A 24,376-nucleotide genomic window follows, 5' to 3' on the forward strand; every position below is an offset into this window, starting at 1 on the left:
AACGTGTCAGCCACTCACAGAGACGGAAGGGGCCCCCGCGGCACGGAGCGCGTCGATGACGGGAGCCCAAGCGGTCTCGCCGAGTGAGGCGTCGGCGTGCGGGGTCCCGCCGTAGCGGAATGTCTTCGAGGACTCGGCGGGGCCCTCGCCGGGGAACCGCGGCCGGTGCCCCGCGTCGTCATGGCTGATCAGGCGAATCGAGCCGCCGGCCGCACGGCGTCGGGCGGCCAGTTGTTCGGCATAGCGCAGCGAGGGCCACATGGCGTCATCACCACCCGCGATCAGCAGCACGTCGGCGCGCGCCCGCTCCACCGGAATCGCGGCGGTGTCCAGGTGCGTGGCGAACGTCCGCTCGCTGAGGTCGTACCACCCGCCGATGGCCACCGGGCCGTCGGCCCGCTCCGTCGGCCGCCAGGAGTCGTCCATGGGCACGAAAGGCAGGGGCCGTCCCCGCCAGGTCCAGGAGGAGCGATACGGATGCCGGTGGCCGTCCAGGCCGGGTCCGACGTTGCACCAGACCAGTGCGGTTGGCGACACGGCGACCACCACGTCCACGAGCGGCTCGTGGACCGCCGTGAGCAGGGCGGCCTCGGCGCCCTTGGACACGCCGAGCACGCCGACGCGCTCCACTCCGCGAGACCGCAGCAGGTCCACTCCCGCGACGAATGTCTCCAGGGGGATCTCGCAGATCCCGGCCGGCTGGCCGGGCCCGCCGAACCAGCGTATGGCCAGGGCGACAAGGCCCTGCTGAGCCAGAAGCCGCGCTCGCCGTCGCTCGACACGACCACTCGACCCCGCCAGGACCAGGACCCCGGCGCCGCCGCCGGCGGCCGGCTCCACCAGGACGCCTTCCCAGGGAGCCGTCACCTCGTGCTCGACGATCTCCGACACGCTCGCTCCGTCACGCATGCGCGGGATCCGCGTCTTCGATCACCACGCAGGCGTCCCTAGCCGTCGAGCATCTTCGCCAGCACTCCGCGCTGCAGCGGCAGCACCTCGGAGTGCAGGTCACGGCCCTTGCGGGTGAGGGACACCCATACGCCCCGCCGGTCCTCCACGCACATGGACCGCTCCACCAGGCCGTCCTTCTCCAGGCGGCCGATCAGCCGGGACAGCGCGCTCTGGCTCAGATGAACCCGCCCGACGAGATTCTGCACCCTGCACTGGTCGCCCTCCCGGGGCGACTCGGTGGCGAGGATGTCGAGCACCTCGAAATCGCTCGCTCCCAGCCCGTGCGGGTGCAGCACGCGGTCGATCTCGCACATCGTGCGCGCGTGCACCGCCAGGATGTCCCGCCACCGTTCCTCGAGGCCGGTCGAGACCGTGTTCACCGCCATACATGCACGGTAACACCGAGACGGCCATTTGTTTACTGTGCAACTAGTGCATGCGCAAGGAAAAGCGTCAGGCCTGCGGATCCTGGGTGATCCCGACCAGGTTGCCGTCCGCGTCCTTGACGAAGGCGATCAACTTGCCGCCGCCGACGTCCTGGACGTCCTGCAGCGTCTCGGCCCCGGCCGCCACCAGCGCCGCGAGCGTCGCCCGGATGTCGTCGACGTGCCAGTACGGCACCGGGCCGGTCATGCCCCGGGCGTGCCCGTTCGGGTCGAGGCCGACGTCCTGTCCCGCGTCCTTGAAACCGACGTAGTACGGCTCATCCGCATACGGCTCCACCCCCAGCAGTGCGCTGAACAGGGCCTTCGCCGCGGTCAGGTCCTTGACGGGGTAGATGATCGTCTTGAGGCCGGCGGTCATGGCGTGCTCCTTCGTGAGGTTCCCGACGGTCGTTGTCGGTGGTCTCACGCTAGGCCGGGGGAGGGCAGGCGCGCTTCTCCGATCCTGATCGGTCACCGCGCGCCGGAAATGAAGGCGCCGGTCAGGTCGTCGTGAGCGCGTTCCGGCGCACACTCGGCCGGTCGGGCGGGGCCGCCTTCTCTTCAACGGCTTGCCGGGCGCTGCCGCGTCGGGCGTGGGCGGCGGCTGGGAGGAGGGATGGTCACATGGTTGAGCTGCGGGCCCGACCCGGCCCGACCGTGTGAGCGTTCACGCGCGGGCCGATCCGGTCGCCCCGCCAGTGACCGCCCGCACCTACCGGCGCCCGCTGCTCGACGTGGGACCGAGGAGCGCCGACGACTGCATCGCCGGGCAGCCCGAACGCACCGAGCAGGACCGACTTTTCCGCAACCCTGCCGGCCCCGAAGCCCGGCCTCAGGTCGACTCGCGGCGGACCAGCTCCGTGGGCAGGATCACCGCCGCCGGATCCTCGCCACCCAACTGGGCCAGCAGCACCCGCACCATCTCGGCGCTGATGCGGTCGTAGGGCTGGCGGATCGTGGTGAGGGGAGGGGTGGCCTCGGTCGCGGCGATGGAGTCGTCGAAGCCGCCGACGGCCACGTCCTCGGGGATCCGGCGGCCGGCCCGGCGCAGTGCCGTCAGGGCGCCCAGCGCCATGAGGTCGGAGGCGACGAACACGGCGTCCAGGTCCGGAGCCTGCGCCAGCAGCCGTTCGGCGCCCGCCTCCCCGGCGGCCCGGCTGTAGTCGCCGGAGACGACGAGCCGCTCGTCGATCCCGATGCCCGCCTCCGTCAGCACCTCCTTGTAGCCGGCGAGACGGTCGACCCCGCCCGGTGAGTCCAGCGGGCCGGTCACGATGCCGATCCGGCGGCGGCCCAGGGACAGTAGATGGCGCACCATGTCACGGGCGCCGTCGCGGTCGTCCGCGGCCACGTAGCTCACCTTCGAGCCGGACCTCATGGGCTTGCCGCACTGCACGACGGGCACGCCCGCTTTGTGGAGTTCCTCGGCCACCGGGTCCGCGGAGTGGCTGGTGACCAGCAGCACGCCGTCGAGGTGGCCCGCCGTGATGAACCGCTTGATCCGGCGCCGCTCGTCCTCGGTGCCCGCCAGCATCAGCAGCAGGGGGATGTCGTGCGCGGCCAGTGCCTGGGTGCAGCCGCGCAGCAGGACGTTGAAGTTGGGGTCCTCGAAGAACCGCTCCTGGGGCTCCGTGAGCAGGAAACCGACCGAGTCGGAGCGGCCGGTGATCAGCGAGCGGGCGTGCCGGTTGACGACGTAACCCGTCTTGCGGATGGCGGCGTTGACCGCCTCCAGGGCGGGCGGGCTGACGTAGTGTCCGCCGTTGAGGACGCGCGAGACGGTGCCCCGCGAGACCCCGGCCTCGCGGGCCACGTCGTGGATCGTCGGTGGTCTGCGCCGGCCCCCCGCATTGTTCATGGTCAAGACTCTATGCCCCCGTGAGCGGCACGAGGGTGCTCGAGCAGCGGGACGGCACGGGCAGGATGCGACTGTGCTGGGATCGTGCACAGAAAAGCCTGCTGTAAGGCACTTGGCAAGGGTTACCTCTGTACGGTTATCTTGGGCCGCACACTTCTGGAGCCGTGTGTGCACGTTCCCAACGACTCGAAACGGGAGAGACCATGCCGGAGACCACCCCCAGGGGCCTCACCAGGCTTGCCTTCGGCGGGGACTACAACCCGGAGCAGTGGCCCGAGAGCGTCTGGGACGAGGACGTCCGGCTGATGCGCGAGGCCGGGGTCACCATGGTCAGCGTAGGGATCTTCTCCTGGGCGCTCCTGGAGCCGGAACCGGGCGTGTACGACTTCGGCTGGCTGGACCGGATCCTCGGCCTGCTGCACGAGAACGGCGTCCGCGTCGACCTCGGCACGCCCACCGTCGTCCCGCCCGCCTGGTTCTACCGCGCCCATCCCGACGCACTGCCGGTCACGGCCGACGGCACCCGCCTCGCGTTCGGCTCGCGCGGTGCCATCTGCCACAGCAACAGTGCCTACCGCGCGGCCGCCGCGAACATCACCACCCAGCTCGCAGCGCGTTATGCCGACCACCCGGCCCTGGCGATGTGGCACGTGCACAACGAGTACGGCGTCCCCGTGTCCGCCTGCTACTGCGACTCCTGCGCCGCCCACTTCCGCCGCTGGCTCCAGGCGACGTACGGCGGCGTCGACGCCGTCAACGAGGCCTGGGGCACCGCCTTCTGGGGCCAGCACTACACGAGCGTCGAGCAGATCGACCCGCCGCGTACCGCGGCCACCGTCGGCAACCCCGGCCAGGCGCTGGACTACAAGCGGTTCGCCGACGCCACCATGCGCGAGAACTTCGTAGCCGAGCGGGACATCCTGCACCGGCTCTCCCCGGGCGTCCCGGTCACCACCAACTTCATGACCGCGCTCAGCCAGTGCGACTCCGTCGACTACTGGGCCTGGGGCCGCGAGGTCGACATCGTCACCAACGACCACTACCTCATCACCGACGGCCGCCGCACCCACGTCAACCTCGCCATGGCCGCCGACCTCACCCGCTCGGTAGCGGGCGGCGCCCCCTGGATCCTGCTGGAACACTCCACCTCGGGCGTCAACTGGCAGCCCCGCAACCCCGCCAAGGCGCCCGGCCAGATGGCCCGCAACTCGTTGGCGCACGTGGCCCGCGGCTCCGAGGGCGCCATGTTCTTCCAGTGGCGTCAGTCCCGGCGCGGCGCCGAGAAGTTCCACTCGGCGATGGTCCCGCACGGCGGCACCGACACACGCGTGTGGCGCGAGGTCGTCGAACTGGGCGCCTCTCTGGACTCGTTGAGCACGATCCGCGGCACCCGCACCCAGGCGGACGTGGCCGTCCTGTGGGACTGGCACTCCTGGTGGGCGCAGAACCTCGACTGGCGCCCCAGCGAGGACCACGACGCGCGCGAGCGTGCCGACGCCTTCTACGAGGCCCTCTACGACCGACACCTCACGGTCGACTTCGCCCACCCGGAAGCCGACTTGTCGGCTTATCCCCTTGTCGTCGTCCCCGCCCTGTACCTGATGACGGAGGCTGCCGGGAACAACCTCAGGGCTTACGTCGAGAACGGTGGCACCCTCGTCGTGTCGTACTTCTCCGGCATCGTCGACGAACACGACGCCGTCCACGCGGGTGCCCATCCGGGCGCGCTGCGGGACGTCCTGGGCCTGACCGTCGAGGAGTTCTCGCCGCTCCTGCCGGACCAGCTGGTGCGGATCACCGGACCAGACGGCTCCGAGCTCACCGGCGACGTGTGGACCGAGTTCGTCGTGCCGCGCGGCGCCGAGACGGTGTGGACCTACGCCGACGGCCTGGCCGCCGGTCACCCCGCCGTCACCCGGCACCGCCACGGCGAGGGCACGGCCTGGTACGTCTCCACGCGCCTGGCCGCCCAGGGCCTCGACGCGCTGCTCGGCTGGGCCGCCGAGGACGCCCAGCTCCCCTCGCGCGCCGACCTGCCCCACGACGTCGAGGTGGTCCGGCGCAACGGGGAGTCCGGTTCCTACGTCTTCGTGGTCAACCACACCGCGTCGGAGGCCAAGGTGCCCCTGGACGCGGCGGGCACCGAACTGCTGACCGGCGAACGTGCCGCGGGCCGTCTCGCCGTCCCGGCGGGCGCCGTCCGGGTCGTACGGCTCGACGCCTGAACCGACTCCCCTCCGCCCGCGAGACCACGAGCCGCGGGCGGAGGGGGCTTCACTCCCAGGGGGTCGCAAGCCCGCGGACCGGCCTCACGGGCCCGAATCCGCCCGCGGTACGGGTTGGCCTCGTGGCCGGGCTTGGCCCCCGGGTTTCGGCTCGGCCCCCGGGTTCCGGATCGGCCTTGCGGTCCGGATCGGCCTTGCGGTCCGATGGGGCCTACCTCAGGGGGCGCAAGCCCGCGGGCCGGCCTCACGGGCCCGAATCCGCCTGTGGCCCGAATGGGCCTCACGGCTGGGCTCGGGCCCCGGGTTTCGGCTCTGCCTCGCGGTCCGGATCGGCCTTGCGGTCCGGTGGGGCCTACCTCAGGGGGCGCAAGCCCGCGGGCCAGCCTCACGGGCCCGAATCCGCCCGCGGTACGGGTTGGCCTCATGGCCGGGCTCGGGCCCAGGGTTTTCGGCTCTGCTCGCGGTCCGGTGGGGCCTACCTCAGGGGCCGCAAGCCCGCGGGCCGGCCTCACGGGCCCGAATCCGCCCGTGGCCCGAATCCGTCCGCGCCCTGAATCCGTCCGCGGTCCGCATCGGCCTCGCGGCTCGGCTCTGCCTCGCGGTCCGGATCGGCCGCGGGTCCCGGCTCTGCCACAAGCCCGCAGATTGGCCTTACGGCCCGTACCGGCCCCTGTCCCGTACCGGCCCCTGTCCCGGGCCAAGCCCCGAACCCCGGGCCAAGCCCCGAACCCCGGGCCAAGCCCCGAACCCCGGGCCAAGCCCCGAACCCCGGGCCAAGCCCCGAACCCCGGGCCAAGCCCCGAACCCCGGGCCAAGCCCCGAACCCTCCAAACGCAGCCGCGTTTTCCTCACCGGCCCCCGAGCGTGCCAACAGCCCTCTGTCCCAAAGGAGTTCCATCTCGGACAAGCTCGGTGACTCCGGGACAGGGCGGCTTCGGCTGCGGGACAGTGGACGCACGCAGAAGCAGGGGCGGAGGGGACGAGATGCTGAGGATCCCGGCCGGCCAGCGGCGCCTGGACATCCTGGAGTGGCTGAAGGACCCGGCTGCCCACTTCCCGGCGCAGCGGCACGGCGACCCCGCCCGGGACGGAGTCACCGCCGGCACGGTCGCACGCAAGCTCGGCGTGCCCCGCTCCGTCGCGGAGACCCACCTCGGCGTGCTCGTGGACATCGGCCTGCTGCGTACCAAGAGAATCCGGTGGCGTACGTACTACCGTCGCGACGAGATGCGCATCGCCGAGGTGGCGCGCATGTTCGAGAAGGGCTGGTAGCGACCCGCACCGGAAGGGCAGGCACCTGATGGACCGTTCCACCGCACTGACTCCCCGCCACTACGTCGCGATCGGCGGCCACGGCCCCGAGGACGTCGTCTCCGACACCCGCGGCCGGGTCCTTACCGGAGTGGCGGACGGCCGCATCCTGCGCATCGACGGACTGACGGAACCGCTCGCCGCCCGCGTCGAGGTGCTCGCCGAGACCGGCGGCAGACCGCTCGGCCTCGAACTCCTTCCGGACGGCGCCCTGTTGGTGTGCGACGCCGAACGCGGACTCCTGGGCGTCGACCTCGCCGACGGCACCGTACGCGTCATCGCCGACGAGGTGGCGGGGGAGCGGCTGCGGTTCGCCAGCAACGTGGTCGCGCTGTCCGACGGCAGCGTGTACTTCACCGTCTCCAGCCGTCGTTACCCCCTGGAGCAGTGGATCGGCGACATCGTCGAACACACCGGCACCGGCCGCCTCCTGCGCCTGGCGCCCGGCGACGACACTCCCGAAGTCCTGCTGGAGGGACTGCAGTTCGCCAACGGCCTCGCCGCGAGCGGCGACGAGTCCTTCCTGGTCGTCGCCGAGACCGGAGCCCGCCGGCTCACCCGCTACTGGCTCGACGGACCGCAGGCCGGACGCGCCGAACCCCTCGCCGAGAACCTGCCCGGCATGCCCGACAACATCTGGCGCGGCGGACCCGACGGCCCGGTCTGGGTCTCGCTCGCCGGTCCCCGCGTGCCCCCGCTCGACCTGCTGCACCGCGCCGCCCCACCGGTCCGCCGAGCCGCCGCCCGCATCGCCGTACGCGCCCCCTACCGCCCCACGGGCAGCATCGGCGTCCTCGCGGTCGACGACACGGGCGAGGTCGTCCACCACCTCGCCCGCAACCGTTCCCGCTTCCGCATGGTCACCAGCGTCTGCGAGGCCTCCGGCCACCTGGTCCTCGGCAGCCTCTGGGAGCGTGGCATCGCGCTGTGCGAGCCGCCCGCCGCGAAGTGACCCCGGTGGCGCCCCGGCGTTACCCTGGTCCTCGGTCGCGATCACCCTCGCGGCGCGGCGGTGGGGCCCGCCGTACCCGAACCGCGGCGAAGGCGCCGCCAACGGTCCCTACTTGCGACGGAGCGCGCCCGTGTGCCCGGGCCCCGGCGAGTAGGAGAGACACGACCATGACAGCCCCGGAGAGCCTCCGCGCCCCCGCCAGATCCGGGCGCCCGTCGCTCCGGCACGGTCAGGCGCCGGTCGTCGCGGTGGTCGCGATCGGCGGCGCCCTCGGGGCCACCGCCCGGTACGCCCTCTCCCTCCACTGGCCCACCCCGCCCGGCGGATTCCCCTGGGCGACCTTCTGGACCAACGTCGTCGGCTGTGCCGTCATCGGCGTGTTCATGGTCGTCATCACCGACGTGTGGGCCGCCCACCGCCTGGTCCGCCCCTTCTTCGGCACCGGCGTCCTAGGCGGCTTCACCACCTTCTCGACCTACGCCGTCGACATCCAGAAGCTCGTCGATCACGGTCGGCCGGCCATCGGCCTGACCTATCTCGCCGCGACGCTGCTCGCGGCCCTCACCGCGGTGTGGCTCGCGTCCACAGCGACCCGCCGCGTCCTGAAGTGGAGGCAGCCATGACGAGGCTGACCGGCAGCGCCCTGCGCGTGACCGTCTACGTCGGCGAGAACGACACCTGGCACCACAAGCCCCTTTACACCGAGATCGTGCACCGCGCCCACGCGGCGGGGCTCGCCGGGGCCAGCGTCTTCCGCGGCATCGAGGGTTTCGGTGCCTCCTCCCTGATCCACACCTCCCGGCTGCTGTCCCTCAGCGAGGACCTGCCGGTGGCCGTCGTCATCGTCGACACCGAGACCCGCGTACGGGAGTTCCTGCCGCAGCTCGACGAACTCATCACCGAGGGCCTGGTGACCCTCGACGACTGCGAGGTCATCCGGTACGTCGGCCGCGACGGGACCCAGAGCGCAAGTCAGGGCAGAACGGGCAGGAAGGGTAAGAAGTCGTTGTGAACTGGCTGCTGGTCGTCACGGGTGCCATGGTCGGTGCCCCGCTCCGCTATCTCACCGACCGCGCGGTGCAGTCCCGGCATGACTCGCTCTTCCCCTGGGGCACCTTCGCCGTCAATGTCACGGGCTGTCTGATCCTCGGCCTGCTCACCGGGGCCGTGGCGGAGGGGGCCGCCGGATCCCACCTCCAGCTCCTCCTGGGCACCGGTCTGTGCGGGGCCCTGACGACGTACTCGACCTTCTCCTACGAGACCCTCCGGCTCAGCGAGACCGGGGCACGCTTCTACGCCGCGGCCAACGTGGCCGCGAGCGTGGTGGCCGGTCTCGGAGCGGCCTTCGCGGGGGTGGCGCTGGCGCAGGCCGTGTGGGCGTAGGCCTCGACGCTTGTCCGCGTGTAGTAAGACTGTGCCCTCCGCACCTGCCGTCCCCTGAGAAGAACTGGATCCCATGAGCGTCATCAGCGTCGGTCAGGCCGTCGTCCTCGGAGCCGTCGAAGGGGTGACCGAGTTTCTGCCCGTCTCCTCCACCGGCCATCTGAAGATCGTCGAGGGCTTGATGAACATCCCCGTCGACGACGACGCCGTCGTCGGGTTCTCGGCCGTCATCCAGGTCGGCGCGATCGCCGCCGTGCTCGTGTACTTCTTCAAGGACATCGTGCGGATCGTCTCCGCGTGGGGGAGAGGGCTGGTCAACAAGGAGGAGCGCTACCACCACGACTACAAATTCGCCTGGTGGGTGATCGCCGCGACCATTCCGATCGTCATCGTCGGCCTGGCCGCCAAGCCGCTCATCGAGGGGCCGCTCGCGTCCCTGTGGGTGGTCGCGGGCTCCCTGATCGTCGGCAGCGGTGTGATGTGGGCGGCGGACCAGATGGGGCGGCACAAGCGCGGTGAGGACGACACCTCTTTCAAGGACGCGATGCTGGTCGGCAGCTCGCAGATCCTCGCGCTGCTCTTCCCCGGCTTCTCCCGCTCCGGTGCGACCATGTCCACGGCCCTGATGCTCGACCTGGACCGCGTGGCCGCCACCCGCCTGTCGTTCTTCCTGGGCATTCCCGCCCTCACCGGCGCCGGCCTCTACGAGCTCAAGGACGCCCTCGGTGCGGGCGTGGGGGCGGCTCCGCTCGCCGTCGGCACGGGCGTCTCCTTCGTCGTCGCCTACGCCTCCATCGCCTGGCTGCTGAAGTTCGTGGCCAAGCACTCCTTCAACGCCTTCGTGGTCTACCGGATCGTCGTGGGCCTGCTGCTCTTCGGCCTGCTGGCCACGGGGACACTCGGAAGCTGACCGCCACGGGGGTGCGAGGCGGCTCTCACTCCTCGCACCCCGTACGCCCGTCCCCTTGACAGCACCCTCCCACCGCCCGGAGTATCTCTCCCGTGAACCTGTCAGACAGCCGGACAGCCAGTCAGCCTCCGCGGCGCATCAGCGCCATGGAGGCGGTGCTGGCGCATCTGCGTGATGCCATCGAGCGCGGGGAGTACGCCATCGGCGACAAGCTCCCCTCCGAGGCGGAGCTCTGCCGCACCCTGGAGATCAGCCGGCCCGTCCTGCGCGAGGCCCTCAGGGCCCTGCAGACCATGGGCCTGACAGTCTCCAAGACCGGCAAGGGCACCTTCGTCGTGGCCAACGCGGTGGAGGACCCCACCTTCGGCGACTACGCGGCCAGCGACCTCCTGGAGGTGCGCCGCCACGTCGAGATCCCGGTCGCCGGGTACGCGGCCCGGCGCCGCACCCCGGAGAACCTGGACCACCTGGCCCACCTGCTGGACCGGATGGAACGGGAGACCGACACCACGGCGTGGGTCGCGATGGACACCCTCTTCCACCTCGCCGTGGCCGAGGCCGCCCAGAACCCGGTCTTCCGCCGGGTCATCGAGGAGATCCGGGACGCACTGGCGCGTCAGTCGGCGTTCCTCAACGAGCTGGGCGGCCGCCGGGAGCAGTCCAACCGCGAGCACCGCGCGATTGTCGAAGCGCTGATCGACGGTTCCGAGCACGACGCGGTGGAGGCCATGTCCCACCACCTCGACCGCGTAGAGACCACCCTCACCGACATCGTGCGTTCCCCGAACACGGGCACGGACACCCCCACGGAAGGCGAGTCCCAGGCGTGAGCGAGCAGTCCCTGCACGACGGCGTGCAGAAACGTTCCGGCCATGTCGACGCCGGAGACGAGGGCTACAGCAAGTCCCTCAAGTCACGACACGTCAACATGATCGCCATCGGTGGCGCGATCGGCACCGGCCTCTTCCTGGGCGCCGGCGGCCGCCTGGCCGACGCCGGCCCGTCCCTCTTCATCGCCTACGCGGTCTGCGGCGTCTTCGCCTTCCTCGTCGTGCGCGCCCTCGGCGAACTCGTCCTGTACCGGCCCTCCTCCGGCGCCTTCGTGTCGTACGCCCGGGAGTTCCTCGGCGAGAAGGGCGCCTACGTCGCCGGCTGGATGTACTTCCTGAACTGGGCCACCACCGGCATCGCCGACATCACCGCCGTCGCCCTCTACACGCACTACTGGGGCATGTTCTCCGACATCCCGCAGTGGGTGATCGCCCTCATCGCGCTCGCGGTCGTCCTCACCGTCAACCTCATCTCGGTGAAGATGTTCGGCGAGCTGGAGTTCTGGTTCGCCATCATCAAGGTGGGCGCGCTCGTGGCGTTCATGCTGATCGGCATCTTCCTGCTGGCCACCCAGCACCCGATCGACGGCCACCACCCCGGCCCGTCCCTGATCACCGACAACGGCGGCGTCTTCCCCAGCGGCCTGCTGCCCATGCTCCTGATCATCCAGGGTGTCGTCTTCGCCTACGCCTCGGTCGAACTGGTCGGCGTCGCCGCGGGCGAGACCGAGAACCCCGAGAAGATCATGCCCAAGGCGATCAACTCGATCATGTGGCGCGTCGGCATCTTCTACGTCGGCTCGGTCCTCCTGCTCTCGATGCTGCTGCCCTGGAACAAGTACACCGCCGGCGAGAGCCCCTTCGTGACCGTCCTGTCCAACATCGGCATCCCGGCGGCCGGCGGTGTGATGAACCTCGTCGTCCTCACCGCGGCCATGTCCTCGCTCAACTCCGGCCTGTACAGCACCGGGCGCATCCTGCGCTCCATGGCGATGTCCGGCTCCGCCCCGAAGTTCACCGGCGTCATGAGCCGCAGCCAGGTCCCCTACGGCGGCATCCTGCTCACCAGCGGCATCTGCGTCCTCGGTGTCGGCCTCAACTACGTGGTCCCCGCCGACGCGTTCGAGATCGTGCTGAACTTCGCCGCCATCGGCATCCTCGCCACCTGGGGCATGATCATGGTCTGTCACCTGCTCTTCTGGCAGAAGACCGAGAAGGGCGACCTCACCCGCCCCGGCTACCGACTGCCGGGATCCCCCTGGACCGAACTCGTGACGCTGGCCTTCCTCGCCTCCGTCCTGGTCCTCATGTACGCCGACGGCGGCGCCGGCCGCACCACCGTGCTGTGCCTCCCGCTGATCGTCGCGGCCCTGGTCGCCGGGTGGTTCGCCGTCCGGGGCAGGGTCTCCCGCACCTCCACCGAGAGCCAATCCACCGGCGCGTGATCGCTCGCGCGCACACCGAGCCCGAATCGACCGGCACGCACGCGTGACCCGCGTGACGTTCCCGGAGAAGCAGGAAGTGATGTACAGCAGTCCCGTCGCGGCCGCACCCCTGGTCCGTGAACCCCTCCACGCTCCCGTCGCCCACCTCATCCGCGGTGGGCTGATCGAGGGCACCCACTACGGTTCCGTCGTCGTCCTCGGCGGCGACGGGGACGTCCGTTTCCAACTCGGTGACATCGAGGCCGCGTTCTATCCGCGGTCCGCGCTCAAGCCGGTCCAGGCCGTCGCCATGGTCCGGGCCGGGCTGCCGCTGGACGGCGAGCTCCTCTCGCTCACCGCGGCCAGCCACTCCGGCGAGGAACGCCACCTCGCCGGGGCCCGGCGGATCCTGGAGCTCGCGGGTGTGTCCGAGGACGCCCTGCGCAACGTCCAGGACATGCCGTTCGGCCCGGCCGTCCGGGACGAGTGGATCCGGGAAGGCCGCGCGCCCTCGCGGCTCGCACAGAACTGCTCCGGCAAGCACGCGGCGATGCTGTACACGTGCGTGCTCAACGACTGGCCTCTCGAGGGGTACCTCGACCCCTCGCATCCGCTCCAGCAGGCGATCGCCGAGATCGTCGAGGACCTGACCGGGCAGCGGATCGCGAGGGTGACCGTCGACGGGTGCGGTGCGCCTTTGTTCTCCGTCTCGCTGCACGGCCTTGCCCGGGCCGCGGCACGGATCACCTCGGCGGCTCCCGGTACCCCTGAGGCCCGGGTCGCCGACGCGATGCGGGAGCATGCCGAGATGGCGTCCGGGGCGGGGCGGGACGTGGCCGCGATGATGAAGGCCGTGCCCGGGCTGCTCGCGAAGGACGGGTTCGAGGGCGTTCAGGTCGCCGCGCTTCCGGACGGGCGCGCTGTCGCCGTGAAGATCTCCGACGGGGCGAATCGGGCGCGGGTGCCGGTTGCTGCGGCGGCGTTGGCGTGGGCCGGGGTTTCGCCGGATCTGCTCACGGAGTTCCAGGGGGAGGCGCTTCTTGGAGGCGGCCTTGAGGTCGGGTGTGTGCGGCCCGTGCGTTCGCTGGAGCCGGTTGTTGCCTCGGCGTGTGCCTGAGGGCTCGGGCCGACATGTCGTTGTGCGGCTGCGCCTCGGCTGTGGCTGGTCGCGCCCGCGCGGCGGAGCCGCACATCGATACAGCCCCGCGCCCCTCAAAAAAACTCACCTGACCCCCTTCAGACAAGGACCCGTACCCTCATGACCGCCGTCATCCGCCGTGAGCACGACCTCCTCGGCGACCGCGACGTCCCCGTCGACGCCTACTGGGGTGTCCACACCCTGCGTGCCACCGAGAACTTCCCCATCACCGGTACGCCGATCTCCGCCTACCCGCATCTCATCGACGCGCTCGCCGCCGTCAAGGAGGCCGCAGCTCTCGCCAATGAGGAGCTCGGGCTGCTGGAGCCCAGGAAGGCCGCCGCGATCGTCGAGGCCTGCCGGGAGATACGCGACGGGAAGCTGCACGACCAGTTCGTGGTCGATGTGATCCAGGGCGGGGCCGGTACCTCGACCAACATGAACGCCAACGAGGTCGTCGCCAACCGGGCGTTGGAACTGCTGGGGCACGAGAAGGGGCAGTACTCCTTCCTGCACCCCAACGAGGACGTCAACCTGGGCCAGTCGACAAATGACGTCTACCCGACCGCCGTCAAGATAGCGACGGTCTTCGCGGTACGTGGACTGCTCGACGCGATGGCCGTACTTCAGGACGCGTTCGCCCGTAAGGCCGTCGAGTTCCGCGAGGTGCTCAAGATGGGCCGTACACAGTTGCAGGACGCGGTGCCCATGACGCTGGGTCAAGAGTTCTCGGCGTATGCCGTCATGATTGACGAGGATCGCAGCCGCCTTGACGAGGCCGTCCAGTTGATCCATGAGATCAACCTGGGTGCCACGGCGATCGGGACAGGACTCAATGCTCCCGTCGGGTACGCCGAGGCCGCCCGGCGCCACCTGGCCACCATCACCGGGCTGCCGCTGGTGACCGCGGCCAACCTCGTGGAGGCGACGCAGGACTGCGGTGCGTTCGTGCAGATGTCCGGTGTGCTCAAGCGGGTCGCGGTCAAGCTGTCCAAGAGCTGCAACGACCTGCGGCTGCTGTCTTCCGGGCCGCGCGCGGGCCTCGGTGAGATCAACCTGCCGCCGGTGCAGGCGGGTTCGTCGATCATGCCGGGGAAGGTCAACCCCGTGATCCCGGAGGTCGTCAACCAGGTGGCCTTCGAGGTGATCGGCAACGACGTGGCCATCACGATGGCCGCGGAGGCGGGACAGCTCCAGCTCAACGCCTTCGAGCCGATCATCCTGCACTCCCTGTCGGAGTCCATCACCCACCTGCGCGCGGCCTGCCTCACCCTCGCCGAACGCTGCGTGGACGGCATCACCGCCAACACCGAGGCGCTGCGCCGGACCGTCGAGAACTCCATCGGCCTGGTCACCGCCCTCAACCCGCACATCGGGTACACAGCCGCCACCGACATCGCCAAGGAGGCCCTCGCCAGCGGCCGGGGAGTGGCCGAACTCGTCCTGGAAAAGGGCCTGTTGCCCGCTGAGACCCTCGCCGACCTGCTGCGGCCGGAAGTCCTCGCGGGCAGCGGCTCCCCTCGGGCCTGACGGCGCCCGGCCTACCGTGACACCCACCAGGACCGGCCCGGAGGCACAATAGTGATCATGAACACGACGTCGTCGCTCGCCTTCCAGCCGGTCCTGGAACGCATCGCCGAGGAGATCGAACGGACCCCGGGCCGGGGCCGCGCCGCCGACTACATCCCTGCGCTCGCGGCCTGCGACCCGCGCAGCTTCGGTATGGCCGTCGCGGAGCTGGACGGCACGGTGTACGGGGTGGGCGACTGGCGGGAGCCGTTCTCCACGCAGTCCATCACCAAGGTCTTCACCCTCGCGCTCGACCTGGCCCGCGAGGGCGACGAACTGTGGGAGCACGTGGGCCGTGAGCCCTCCGGCAACCCCTTCAACTCCCTCGTCCAGCTGGAGTACGAGAACGGCATCCCGCGCAACCCGTTCATCAACGCGGGCGCCCTCGTCGTCACCGACCGCCTCCACAGCCGTACCGGAGACGCGGCGGGCGAGTTGTTGTCGTTCCTGCGCGCGGAGAGCGGCAACCCGGCCCTGGACTTCGACGAGGAGGTGGCCGCCTCCGAGTCCGCCCATGGCGACCGCAACGCCGCCCTGGCCCACTTCATGGCCGCGTACGACAACATCGACAACGACATCCCGGTCCTGCTCGACCAGTACTTCCGCCAGTGCTCGATCAGGGCGTCCTGCGCCGACCTGGCCCTGGCCACCACCTTCCTGGCCCGCCACGGCATCCGCGCCGACGGCACCCGCCTCCTCACCCTCAGCCAGGCCAAACAGATCAACGCCATCATGCTGACCTGCGGCACGTACGACGCGGCAGGCGACTTCGCCTACCGGGTGGGCCTGCCGGGGAAGAGCGGCGTGGGCGGCGGAGTCATCGCGGTGGTCCCGGGCCGCTGCACCCTGTGCGTATGGGGACCGGGTCTGGACGAGCGGGGCAACTCCGTGGCGGGGGTGGCGGCCCTGGACAGGTTCACGACGCTGACGGGTCTCTCCGTGTTCTGAGAAGGCGAGCGCGGGTCCCGCACCCGACCACGCACCGGTCACACCCCGGTCGTCACCTCGTCGCCTTCCAGCCACCCGAAACTGACACGCTGCCGACGTGTTGGCCAAGGTTCCCGTAGATCTCCGTCGTTGCCAGATCCTCGGTCTGGTCGGCACCGCCTTCCTCGCCGCAGGTGGTGAGACCTCAGGAGCTCTGCCCGCCCGCGAACTGCTCACCCCGGCCGCGCCCCAGGCGGCACTCGGCCTGGTCGGTGCCTACTTCGGCGTGGTCCTGCTGATCGCGGCCTGGCTCCTCCTCGGCCGCCTGGTGCGCAGCCCCACCAAGCGGCCCAGCACGCGCGAGCTCATGGCCGTCCTCGTCATCTGGTCTCTCCCGCTGCTGCTCGCCCCGCCCCTGTTCAGCCGGGACGTCTACAGCTACCTCGCCCAAGGAGCCATGGCCGACGCCCACATGGACGTCTACAGCCATGGCCCCGCCCTGCTCGGCGGTCCCCTCGCGGACGAGGTCGCCCCGATGTGGCGCAACACGGCCGCCCCGTATGGCCCCGTGTTTCTCGGCGTGGCCTCCGCGCTGGCCAAGGCGTCCCACGGCGAACTCCCGGCCGGTCTGCTCGGGATGCGGCTCGTCGCCCTGCTCGGCGTGGCTCTCATGGCGGCCGTCCTGCCCCGCCTGGCCCGTCACAGCGGCGCGGATCCGGCTGCCGCGCTCTGGCTCGGCGCCCTCAACCCGCTCGTACTGCTCCACCTGGTCGCGGGTGCCCACAATGACGCCGTCATGCTCGGTCTCCTCGGCCTCGGCCTGGTCGCCGCCCTTGGCCGGTGGCCGATCCTGGGCGCCGTCCTCGTGACGCTCGCCGCGCTGGTGAAGGCGCCCGCCGCCCTGGGACTGGCGGCGATCGTCGTGCTGCGGATCCGGGCCGGTGACCACCCGGCGAGGGCCGTCCTGACAGCCGCCGTCTCGGCGGCCGCCACCACCGTCGCCGCCACGGCCGTCGCGGGCACCGGTTACGGCTGGATCGGCGCCCTCAACACCCCCGTGTCCTCCGGGAACTGGGCCCCCACCAGCCTCCTCGGCCGCGCCACCGGAGCCCTGCTGGAACGTCTCGGCAGCGACCTGGCCCCACTGGCCGTCCCGGCCTGGCACGCCCTCGGCGTCGCGATCGCCGTCGTCGTCATCGGCCACATATGGCTGCGTCTTCGCCCGCGCCCCGTCTACGCCCTGGGCCTGAGCCTCGCCACCGTTGCCGCCCTCGGCCCGGCGATCCGCCCCTGGTACGCCCTGTGGGGACTGTTCCTGATAGCGGCTGCCGCGCCCAGCGCCTCGGTACGGCACCGGGTGGCCGCCGTGACGGGTGTGCTCGCGCTCGCCACCCTCCCGAGCGGCGGCCCGGCCGACGCCGGTCAACTCGTCCTCGCCCTCTCCGGAGGCGTCCTCGCCCTGGTCGTGCTCGTCCAGGCCCACCAGACGGTCCAGGCCCCGGTGACGGGACGTACGGCATGAGGACGTACGGCATGAGGGCGCCGGCCACGGATCGCGGCCGGCTGCTGCTGGCCCTCGTCGCCGTCGCGGCCGTCACCGCCTTCACGGCGACCGTGCCGCTCCTGCGCGACTGGTTCGACCTGCGCGTCTATCACGGAGCCGTCGACACCTGGGTCCACCACGGCGGACGGCTCTACGACTACCGGGTGCCGGGGACGCCGTACGGGTTCACCTATCCGCCGTTCGCGGCCGTCGCCATGCTCCCGATGGCCCTGTTCGACCTGCCCACCGCGATCGCGGTGGGCCTGCTGCTCAACCTGGCGGCCCTGGCCGTGGTCGTGCGCCTCCTCACCGGACGGGCCTGGCGCCGTCACGGCTGGTACGGCTGCGCTCTCGGCGCCTGCGCACTCGCGCTGTTCGAACCGTTGCGCGACACCTTCAGCTTCGGCCAGGTGAACCTCCTGCTGTTGGCGCTCGTCCTGGTCGACGCGTGGCTGCTCGGGACGGGTCGGGGACGCCGGGCCGGTGTCGGTATCGGTCTGGCCGCCGCGGTGAAGCTCACGCCTGCCCTGTTCATCGGCCTGCTTCTGGTCGCCCGGCGCTGGCGCGCGGCGGCGGTCGCCACCGTCGTGGCCCTGGCGGCGACGGGGTTCGCGGCTGTCGTGGCCCCGGACGCCTCGCGTTTCTACTGGACCGGCGCCCTGTGGGACACGACCAGGGTCGGCCGCCTCGACTATGTCTCCAACCAGTCGCTGCAGGGCATCCTGGCGCGGCTCGGCGAACCGGACCGCGCGGTCTGGGCGGTGGCCGTGGTGCTGACCCTCGGGGTGTGGGCCGTACGGGGCCGGCGGGCCGTGGTGGCGGGGGACTGGGCGGCCGCGTTCGCGCTGACCGGGCTGACCGCGTGTCTGGTGAGCCCGATCACCTGGGTGCACCACCTGGTGTGGCTGTTGCCCTCGTTCGCCGTGCTCGTGCGTACCGGGCACCTGCGGATCGCGGGCGCCCTGTACGCGGTGCTGTGCACGAGCGTGGTGTGGTTGTGGTTCGACGACGCGTCGGGCATCGACGGCTTCCTCGGCAGCAACACCTACACCTGGATCACCCTGGGCCTGCTGCTGTGGCTGCCGGTGGGTCAGCCGCGAGCCGCACGCCCGATCCGGGACCGCAGGGCCACGGCCATCGACCCCGCACCGAGTCCGGCGGCGCCGAGGATGGCCCAGGTCTCCAGCCAGCCCGGCCCGTCGTCGTGCGCTGCGACCGCCGCCGCGACCGGTACGGCGTCGGGCCCCGGCCGCGGTCTCGCCCGCAGCGCGTCCAGCGAGCCCACCGGATCCACCCGCCCGGCGGCGCCGAACCCCCAGTCGAGCAGCCGGCGCGCCTCCTCGTAGACCGCGAAGCCACCGCCCGACTGAGGGTTCATCACCGTCACGACCAGCGTCCGGCCGCCCCGGCGGGCGGCGGCGACGAGCGTGTTGCCGGCATGACTCGTATAGCCGTTCTTGATCCCGATCAGCCCGTCGTAGGGCTGCACCCCATCGGCGCCGGTCAGCAGCCGGTTGGTGTTCCGGATCCCGTACGACCATCCGCCCGGGCCGGGGAACGTCGCCTCGGCCGTGCCGCAGTACCGCGCGAAGTCCGCGTTGCGCAGCCCCGCCCGGCCGAAGACCGCGAGGTCGTACGCGGAGGAGACCTGCCCCGGGGTGTCGTAGCCGTCGGGGGAGCGGACATTAGTGTCACGGGCGCCCAGGGCGCGCGCCTTGGCCTGCATACGGGTGGCCGTCGTACGCCAGCCGCCGCTGAGCCGGGCCAGGACGTGCACGGCGTCGTTCCCGGAGTTGAGGAAGACCCCGCGCCACAGGTCGGCCACCTGGTAGGTCCGTCCCTGGGCGACCCCGACGAGACTGCTGCCGGGGCCGACGCCCGCGAGGTCCTCCGCGCCGACCGTGTGCCTGAGGCCGCCGGGCAGCACCGGCAGGACGGTCAGGGCGAAGAGGGTCTTGAGCGTGCTGGCCGGCGGGAGCCTGCGGTGGGCGTCGTGCGCCGCGAGGACCTCCCCGCTGTGGGCGTCGGCCACCACCCACGACAGCGCGGACACGTCAGGGATCCGGGGTGCGCCCCGGTGCGGCCGGACCTGGGTGCCGGAGTGGTACAGCAGGTCGGGCGCAGCGGCCGCGGCCAGTGGTCCGCCGGGCGCGGCGGGGTCGGAGCCCGTGTGCGCGGCCGCCGTCGAGGGGGCGCACACCAGAAGTCCCGTCATGCACAGTGCGCAGGCCGAGACGGCAAACCGGGAGGGAAATCCGATAGTCATACCGCAAAGCTAGGAACGGACCGGCCCTGCATCGCGCTGGCCGGGCCGTGGGGCGCCCGCGAGCACCCGGATGCCGCACACCGCCGGCGTGTCGCGGAGGGCGCGGGCTAGCCGGCGGGCAGCGTCGGCTGGATCCGGCGCAGGAAGGTCGCGTTGTCCGCCGTCTCGCGCATGCGTTCCAGGAGGGTCTCCAGGTTGGCCTGGCCGTCCCGGCTCTGCAGCGCCCGGCGCAGACCGTGCACGGTCGCCAACTCGGCCGTAGGCAGCAGGAGTTCCTCGCGGCGGGTGCCGGAGGGGTTGATGGCGACGGCCGGGAAGACGCGCCGGGAGGCGAGCTCGCGGTCCAGCCGGAGCTCCATGTTGCCGGTGCTCTTGAGCTCCTCGAAGTAGAAGTCGTCGGCGCGCGAGCCGGTCTCCACCAGGGCGGTGGCGAGGATGGTGAGCGAGCCGCCCTCCTCGGCGAGCCGGGCGGCGCCGAAGAACTTCTTCGGCCCGATCAGCGCCGTGGCGTCGACGCCCCCGCTGAGGGTGCGGCCGTTGCCGGGGGCCGCGTTGTTGTGGGCCCGGCACAGCCTGGTCAGGGAGTCGAGCAGGATCACGACGTCCTCGCCGGCCTCGACGAGCCGCTTGGCCCGTTCGATCACCAGCTCGGCGAGCGCGATGTGCTCCTTGGGCGTGCGGTCGAACGTCGAGGCGTACACCTCGCCGCGCACGGAGCGCCGCATGTCGGTGACTTCCTCGGGGCGTTCGTCGAGCAGTACCACCATCAGGCGGCACTCGGGGTGGTTGCCGGCGACGGCGGCCGCGATCTGCTGAAGCAGTACGGTCTTGCCGGTCTTGGGCGGGGCCACGATCAGCCCGCGCTGACCCTTGCCGACGGGTGCGATCAGGTCGGCGACCCGCCCGGTCAGGCCGGACGCCGGGTGTTCGAGACGGATCCGCTCGCGCGGATGCAGCGGAGTCAGGTCGCGGAAGGCCCGGCGGTTGGTGCCGGGCGTGCGGCCGTTGACCCGGGCGACCTCGGTGAGGGCGCGCTGGGTGCCGCGCACCCCGTCGACGAGATCCCCCTTGCGCAGGCCGAACCTGCGGATCAGCGCGGGGGAGACCTGGAGGTCGGTGGGCGAGGGCAGCAGGCCGGCGGCGCGCAGGTGGCCCTTCCCGCCCGCGTCGATGTCGAGGACGCCGGTGACGGCGCGGACCGGGGGCTGCTGCTGGATTGGAGGGTGTTCGAGAGTGGTGGTCATGGTGGTCGGTCCTTTCGAGGACGGAAGGCATGGGACATGCGGAAGGAAAGGGGGAAGCCGCGAGAGGGAAGGCGGACAGCGCCTTCGGCGGCGGGAAACAGCACCTCGGGTGTGGCAGGGCCACTGATCACGAGGTGGTGAGGAGAAGCCGGTACATCGACCGGCGAACTGAGGAGGAACTGGCACCGGCGCCCACAACAGGGCGTACACAAGTGCTGTCGGCAGCGTAGCACGCGACGGTCAGCGGTGGGCCAGAAGTCCGTAGAGAAGCGGGATCCGCGGCTCGGGAAGCCGCCACCAGCCGGACGGCGTGCGGTTCATGTGAGGCCAGCGCGGCCACGGCAGCTCCTCGCTCTCCCGGAGCCGCCGGACACTCAGACCCGCCCCCGTCAACGCGCCCAGGACCTCACCTATTCCGTGCATCCACTCGTAGCTTTCGGTGGCCCCCTCGACGGGCGGGCCGTCGGTGTAGGTGTGGGTCGCGTCCCGGTGCACGGGCCCCTCGCCACCCAGGTAGTCGTGGCGCAGCAGCAACTCGGGTCCCTCGCCCGGGGCGGGCTTCGGGCCCAGCGAGTTGAGCAGCGGATGGAACTCGACCACGTACAACAGGCCGCCCGGACGCAGCAGTTGGGCGATCACGCCTGCCCATCGCTCGAGGTCGGGGAGGTAACACAGGGCGCCCTTACCGGTGTAGACGACGTCGAAGCGCCGCCCGCCCAACGCCTCGACGGCGTCGTAGACGTTCGCCTGCACGTACTCGACGGCCACACCCGCCCGCGCCGCGACGGCGGTCGCGGCCGCCACCGACGCCTCCGAGAAGTCGAGCCCCACCGCGCTGGCGCCACGGCGGGCCAGTGCGAGAGTCTCCGTGCCGAGATGGCACTGGAGGTGGAGCACGTCTCGGCCGGTGAGGTCGCCGAGGTCCTCCCACTCGAAGGCGGCGAACCAGCGCTCGGGATCGAGGTCCTGGTCGAGGCCGTAGAACCGGCTGGCGAGGTGGACGGGGGTGCGGGCGTCCCAGTTGGCCTGGTTGGCCCGCATCAGCCGCGCGTGCTCGTCGGACGTCATGGCACCATCCAACCAGCCGTACGCGTGCCCCTCACTTTTCGTGCGCGTCGAGTGTCGATTCGGGTCGGTCCCGTTCGTCGGGTGGGTGTAGGAAGCTCATGAGGACCGGGAGGAATCCATGAAGTACATGCTGCTCGTCTGCGGCGACGACACCAACGACGCCTCGGGCATGGCCCCCGTAGAACCCTGGGTCGAGGAACTCGGGGACCGTGGCGTACGGCAGCACGGGCACCGGCTCGCGCTGCCCGCCGACGCGGTCACCGTGCGGGTGCGCGGCGGTGAAGTGCTGCGCACCGACGGGCCGTTCGCGGAGACCAAGGAGTACGTCGCCGGCTTCGACATCCTGGAGTGCGACAGCCTGGAGGAGGCCGTCGAGGCGGCCGCGAAGCACCCCGTGGCCACGATCGGCGCCATGGAGGTGCGCCCGTTCTGGGAGGACGAGGATGCCGAGGGGGAGATCCGCCGGCTCGACACCGAACTGACGGACGCGGCGCGCGCGGGGGACGTCGAGCGGGTGGTCGCCTGCTACGCGCGGGACGCGGAGGTCGTGGAGAACGGCCGACACCGCAGGGGCGTCGAGGCGCTCCGCAAGGCCTGGGAGGCGATGGGACCGGTCACCCGCGAGGTGCTGGAGTTCCGGGTCCACGTCGACGAGAGCATCGCGTTCGGCCACGCCCTCGTCCGCACCGACGGAAACCTGCTGCGCGTCACCACCGGCTACCGCAACGTCGGACCGCGCTGGCTGATCGTCCACGAACACGTCACGGAGGCCACGTCATGAAGTACGCCCTGCTGATCTGCACCCCCGTCGGCGGCGCGGAACTGAGCCCCGCCGAGATCGCCGAAGACCCCCGCTTCACCTCCTACATCGAGGAGGTCCGCAGCCGCGACGTCGTCAAGGGCGGCGCCCGTCTGCGTCCCGCCTCCGACGCCACCACCGTGCGCGTCCAGGGCGACGAGGTCCTGCTCACCGACGGGCCGTTCATCGAGTCCAAGGAGTACATCGCCGGCATCGACATCATCGAGGTCGCCGACCTGGACGAGGCGATCTCCCTGGCGTCCCGGCATCCGGCGGCGCTCGGGGGCGGCTCGGTGGAAGTACGGCCAGTGTGGGAGTGACGGCTGAAGAGGCGGTCGCCGCCGCCTTCCAGGAGGAGTGGGGCCAGGTCGTCGCCACCCTGATCCGGGTGACCGGCGACTGGGACCTCGCCGAGGAGTGCGCGCAGGACGCCTTCGCCCAGGCCCTCGACCGGTGGCGGCGCGACGGCGTCCCGCGCCGCCCCGGCGCCTGGCTCACCACGACCGCCCGCCACCGGGCCATGGACGTACTGCGCCGGGAGGCGGTCGGGGCACGGAAACTACGGGAGGCGGCGATGCTCACAGCACCCGAGGAGCCGTACGACGACAGCGGTGTCCAGGACGACCGGTTGCGGCTGATCTTCACCTGCTGCCACCCCGCGCTGCACATCGAGGCCCGGGTCGCCCTGACCCTGCGCACCCTCGCGGGCCTGACCACACCGGAGATCGCCCGCGCCTTCCTCGTCCCCGAGGCGACGATGGCCCAGCGCCTGGTGCGCGCCAAGAAGAAGATCCGCAACGCCGGCATCCCCTACCGCGTACCGCCCGCCCACCTCCTGCCCGAGCGCACGACCGGCGTGCTCGGCGTGCTCTATCTGCTGTTCAACGAGGGATACGCGGCCACCTCGGGGGCCGATCTCGTACGGCGGAACCTCTGCGCGGAGGCGATCCGGCTGGCCCGCGTGCTGGCCCGGCTGATGCCCGACGAACCCGAGGCCCTCGGTCTGCTCGCGCTGCTGCTCCTGCACGACGCCCGCCGCGAGACCCGTGTGGACGCGGACGGCGAACTGGTGACGCTGGAGGACCAGGACCGCACCGCCTGGGACCGCGCCGAGGTCGACGAGGGCGCCGCCCTGCTGGAGACCGCGCTGCGCCGCGGCCGTCCCGGGCCGTACCAGATCCAGGCCGCCATCGCCGCCTGTCACACCACCGCCGCCACGGCCGAGGACACCGACTGGGCCGACATCGCGGCTCTCTACGGCGAGCTGGTCCGCTTCGTGCCCTCGCCCGTGGTCCGCCTCAACCGCGCGGTGGCCGTCGGCATGGCAGAGGGCATGGACGCGGGACTGGCGCTGGTCGCGGAACTGGAACAGGAGGGTGAGCTGAGCGGCTACCACCTGCTTCCGGCCACGCGCGCCGACCTGCTGCGCCGCAGCGGCCGTACGACCGAGGCGGCGCAGGCGTACGAGCGGGCCCTGGAGCTGGTGGAGAACGACGCCGAGCGGCGCTTCCTCGAAAAACGTCTCGGGGAGTGTCGATCCGCTTAGCCGCCGT

At 71.4% G+C, this 24,376-nt stretch carries 23 protein-coding genes and 1 pseudogene; 17 read left to right on the forward strand and 7 right to left on the reverse strand.

Annotated features, from left to right (window positions below):
• Positions 1-6: 6 nt before the first annotated feature.
• The 4 genes from RNB18_RS16535 to RNB18_RS16550 all read right to left on the reverse strand — a co-directional run bounded on the left by RNB18_RS16535 (position 7) and on the right by RNB18_RS16550 (position 3,240).
• Positions 7-909 (reverse strand): acyl-CoA thioester hydrolase/BAAT C-terminal domain-containing protein, encoded by a 903-nt coding sequence (locus RNB18_RS16535; protein ID WP_311714829.1) that lies wholly within the window; start codon positions 907-909, stop codon positions 7-9.
• Between the two features lie 38 nt (positions 910-947).
• Positions 948-1,337 (reverse strand): MarR family winged helix-turn-helix transcriptional regulator, encoded by a 390-nt coding sequence (locus RNB18_RS16540; protein ID WP_057617721.1) that lies wholly within the window; start codon positions 1,335-1,337, stop codon positions 948-950.
• A 67-nt stretch (positions 1,338-1,404) separates the two neighbouring features.
• A complete protein-coding gene (locus RNB18_RS16545; RefSeq protein ID WP_280855727.1) occupies positions 1,405-1,755 on the reverse strand; it encodes a VOC family protein in 351 nt (116 codons plus the stop codon).
• A 453-nt stretch (positions 1,756-2,208) separates the two neighbouring features.
• Complete coding sequence (locus RNB18_RS16550; protein WP_311714830.1) at positions 2,209-3,240, reverse strand: LacI family DNA-binding transcriptional regulator; 1,032 nt, start codon at positions 3,238-3,240, stop codon at positions 2,209-2,211.
• A 197-nt stretch (positions 3,241-3,437) separates the two neighbouring features.
• Between RNB18_RS16550 and RNB18_RS16555 the strand changes: the two genes are divergently transcribed.
• The 14 genes from RNB18_RS16555 (at position 3,438) to RNB18_RS16620 (ending at position 18,792) form a co-directional block, all read left to right on the forward strand.
• A complete protein-coding gene (locus RNB18_RS16555; RefSeq protein ID WP_311714831.1) occupies positions 3,438-5,459 on the forward strand; it encodes a beta-galactosidase in 2,022 nt (673 codons plus the stop codon).
• A 984-nt stretch (positions 5,460-6,443) separates the two neighbouring features.
• Complete coding sequence (locus RNB18_RS16560) at positions 6,444-6,731, forward strand: ArsR/SmtB family transcription factor (RefSeq protein ID WP_311714832.1); 288 nt, start codon at positions 6,444-6,446, stop codon at positions 6,729-6,731.
• Between the two features lie 28 nt (positions 6,732-6,759).
• Positions 6,760-7,722: an SMP-30/gluconolactonase/LRE family protein gene (locus RNB18_RS16565; protein WP_311714833.1), complete on the forward strand. Its 963-nt coding sequence runs from the start codon at positions 6,760-6,762 to the stop codon at positions 7,720-7,722.
• A gap of 167 nt (positions 7,723-7,889) precedes the next feature.
• Positions 7,890-8,345, forward strand: coding sequence for a fluoride efflux transporter CrcB (crcB, locus tag RNB18_RS16570; RefSeq protein WP_311714834.1), 456 nt, complete (start codon positions 7,890-7,892; stop codon positions 8,343-8,345).
• The gene (locus RNB18_RS16575; protein ID WP_311714835.1) at positions 8,342-8,734 is read left to right on the forward strand and encodes a DUF190 domain-containing protein; all 393 of its coding nucleotides are present in this window, start codon (positions 8,342-8,344) and stop codon (positions 8,732-8,734) included. The genes crcB (RNB18_RS16570) and RNB18_RS16575 overlap by 4 nt, the downstream gene beginning before the upstream one ends.
• Positions 8,731-9,105 (forward strand): fluoride efflux transporter CrcB, encoded by a 375-nt coding sequence (crcB, locus tag RNB18_RS16580; RefSeq protein ID WP_059208719.1) that lies wholly within the window; start codon positions 8,731-8,733, stop codon positions 9,103-9,105. Before RNB18_RS16575 ends, crcB (RNB18_RS16580) begins: the two co-directional genes overlap by 4 nt.
• A 73-nt stretch (positions 9,106-9,178) precedes the next feature.
• Positions 9,179-10,015, forward strand: coding sequence for an undecaprenyl-diphosphate phosphatase (locus RNB18_RS16585; protein ID WP_311714836.1), 837 nt, complete (start codon positions 9,179-9,181; stop codon positions 10,013-10,015).
• Positions 10,016-10,107: 92 nt separating this feature from the next.
• Positions 10,108-10,845, forward strand: a complete 738-nt coding sequence (locus RNB18_RS16590) for a FadR/GntR family transcriptional regulator (protein ID WP_079072497.1) — start codon at positions 10,108-10,110, stop codon at positions 10,843-10,845.
• On the forward strand, positions 10,842-12,290 hold the full coding sequence (locus RNB18_RS16595) for an amino acid permease (RefSeq protein ID WP_311714837.1): 1,449 nt from the start codon (positions 10,842-10,844) through the stop codon (positions 12,288-12,290). Before RNB18_RS16590 ends, RNB18_RS16595 begins: the two co-directional genes overlap by 4 nt.
• A 79-nt stretch (positions 12,291-12,369) precedes the next feature.
• Positions 12,370-13,386, forward strand: coding sequence for an asparaginase (locus RNB18_RS16600; RefSeq protein ID WP_311714838.1), 1,017 nt, complete (start codon positions 12,370-12,372; stop codon positions 13,384-13,386).
• A 141-nt stretch (positions 13,387-13,527) separates the two neighbouring features.
• On the forward strand, positions 13,528-14,937 hold the full coding sequence (aspA, locus tag RNB18_RS16605) for an aspartate ammonia-lyase (RefSeq protein WP_311714839.1): 1,410 nt from the start codon (positions 13,528-13,530) through the stop codon (positions 14,935-14,937).
• A gap of 57 nt (positions 14,938-14,994) precedes the next feature.
• Positions 14,995-15,924 (forward strand): glutaminase, encoded by a 930-nt coding sequence (locus RNB18_RS16610; protein WP_311714840.1) that lies wholly within the window; start codon positions 14,995-14,997, stop codon positions 15,922-15,924.
• A gap of 97 nt (positions 15,925-16,021) precedes the next feature.
• Positions 16,022-17,425 carry a polyprenol phosphomannose-dependent alpha 1,6 mannosyltransferase MptB gene (gene mptB / locus RNB18_RS16615; protein ID WP_311714841.1) on the forward strand — a complete coding sequence of 468 codons (1,404 nt, stop codon included), beginning with the start codon at positions 16,022-16,024 and terminating at the stop codon, positions 17,423-17,425.
• A gap of 11 nt (positions 17,426-17,436) precedes the next feature.
• The gene (locus RNB18_RS16620) at positions 17,437-18,792 is read left to right on the forward strand and encodes a glycosyltransferase 87 family protein (protein ID WP_311714842.1); all 1,356 of its coding nucleotides are present in this window, start codon (positions 17,437-17,439) and stop codon (positions 18,790-18,792) included.
• A gap of 83 nt (positions 18,793-18,875) precedes the next feature.
• Here RNB18_RS16620 and RNB18_RS16625 read toward each other — a convergent pair.
• From RNB18_RS16625 to RNB18_RS16635, 3 genes and pseudogenes are all read right to left on the reverse strand, one after another.
• Positions 18,876-19,712: pseudogene (locus RNB18_RS16625) on the reverse strand (D-alanyl-D-alanine carboxypeptidase family protein); the annotation flags it as partial.
• A 107-nt stretch (positions 19,713-19,819) separates the two neighbouring features.
• A complete protein-coding gene (gene rho, locus RNB18_RS16630; protein ID WP_311714843.1) occupies positions 19,820-20,956 on the reverse strand; it encodes a transcription termination factor Rho in 1,137 nt (378 codons plus the stop codon).
• 240 nt (positions 20,957-21,196) lie between these two features.
• Entirely contained in the window at positions 21,197-22,024 is an 828-nt protein-coding gene (locus RNB18_RS16635; RefSeq protein WP_311714844.1) for a class I SAM-dependent methyltransferase, read from the reverse strand.
• Positions 22,025-22,142: 118 nt separating this feature from the next.
• On the opposite strand from RNB18_RS16635, the gene RNB18_RS16640 reads away from it, so the two are divergent.
• From RNB18_RS16640 to RNB18_RS16650, 3 genes are read left to right on the forward strand one after another with little or no spacing between them, the layout of a single operon-like run.
• On the forward strand, positions 22,143-22,805 hold the full coding sequence (locus RNB18_RS16640; protein WP_311714845.1) for a YciI family protein: 663 nt from the start codon (positions 22,143-22,145) through the stop codon (positions 22,803-22,805).
• A complete protein-coding gene (locus RNB18_RS16645) occupies positions 22,802-23,143 on the forward strand; it encodes a YciI family protein (RefSeq protein WP_311714846.1) in 342 nt (113 codons plus the stop codon). The genes RNB18_RS16640 and RNB18_RS16645 overlap by 4 nt, the downstream gene beginning before the upstream one ends.
• Entirely contained in the window at positions 23,140-24,369 is a 1,230-nt protein-coding gene (locus tag RNB18_RS16650; protein WP_311714847.1) for an RNA polymerase sigma factor, read from the forward strand. Before RNB18_RS16645 ends, RNB18_RS16650 begins: the two co-directional genes overlap by 4 nt.
• Positions 24,370-24,376: the final 7 nt, after the last annotated feature.

It is taken from the genome of Streptomyces doebereineriae, assembly GCF_031845645.1.
Classification (GTDB): domain Bacteria; phylum Actinomycetota; class Actinomycetes; order Streptomycetales; family Streptomycetaceae; genus Streptomyces; species Streptomyces canus.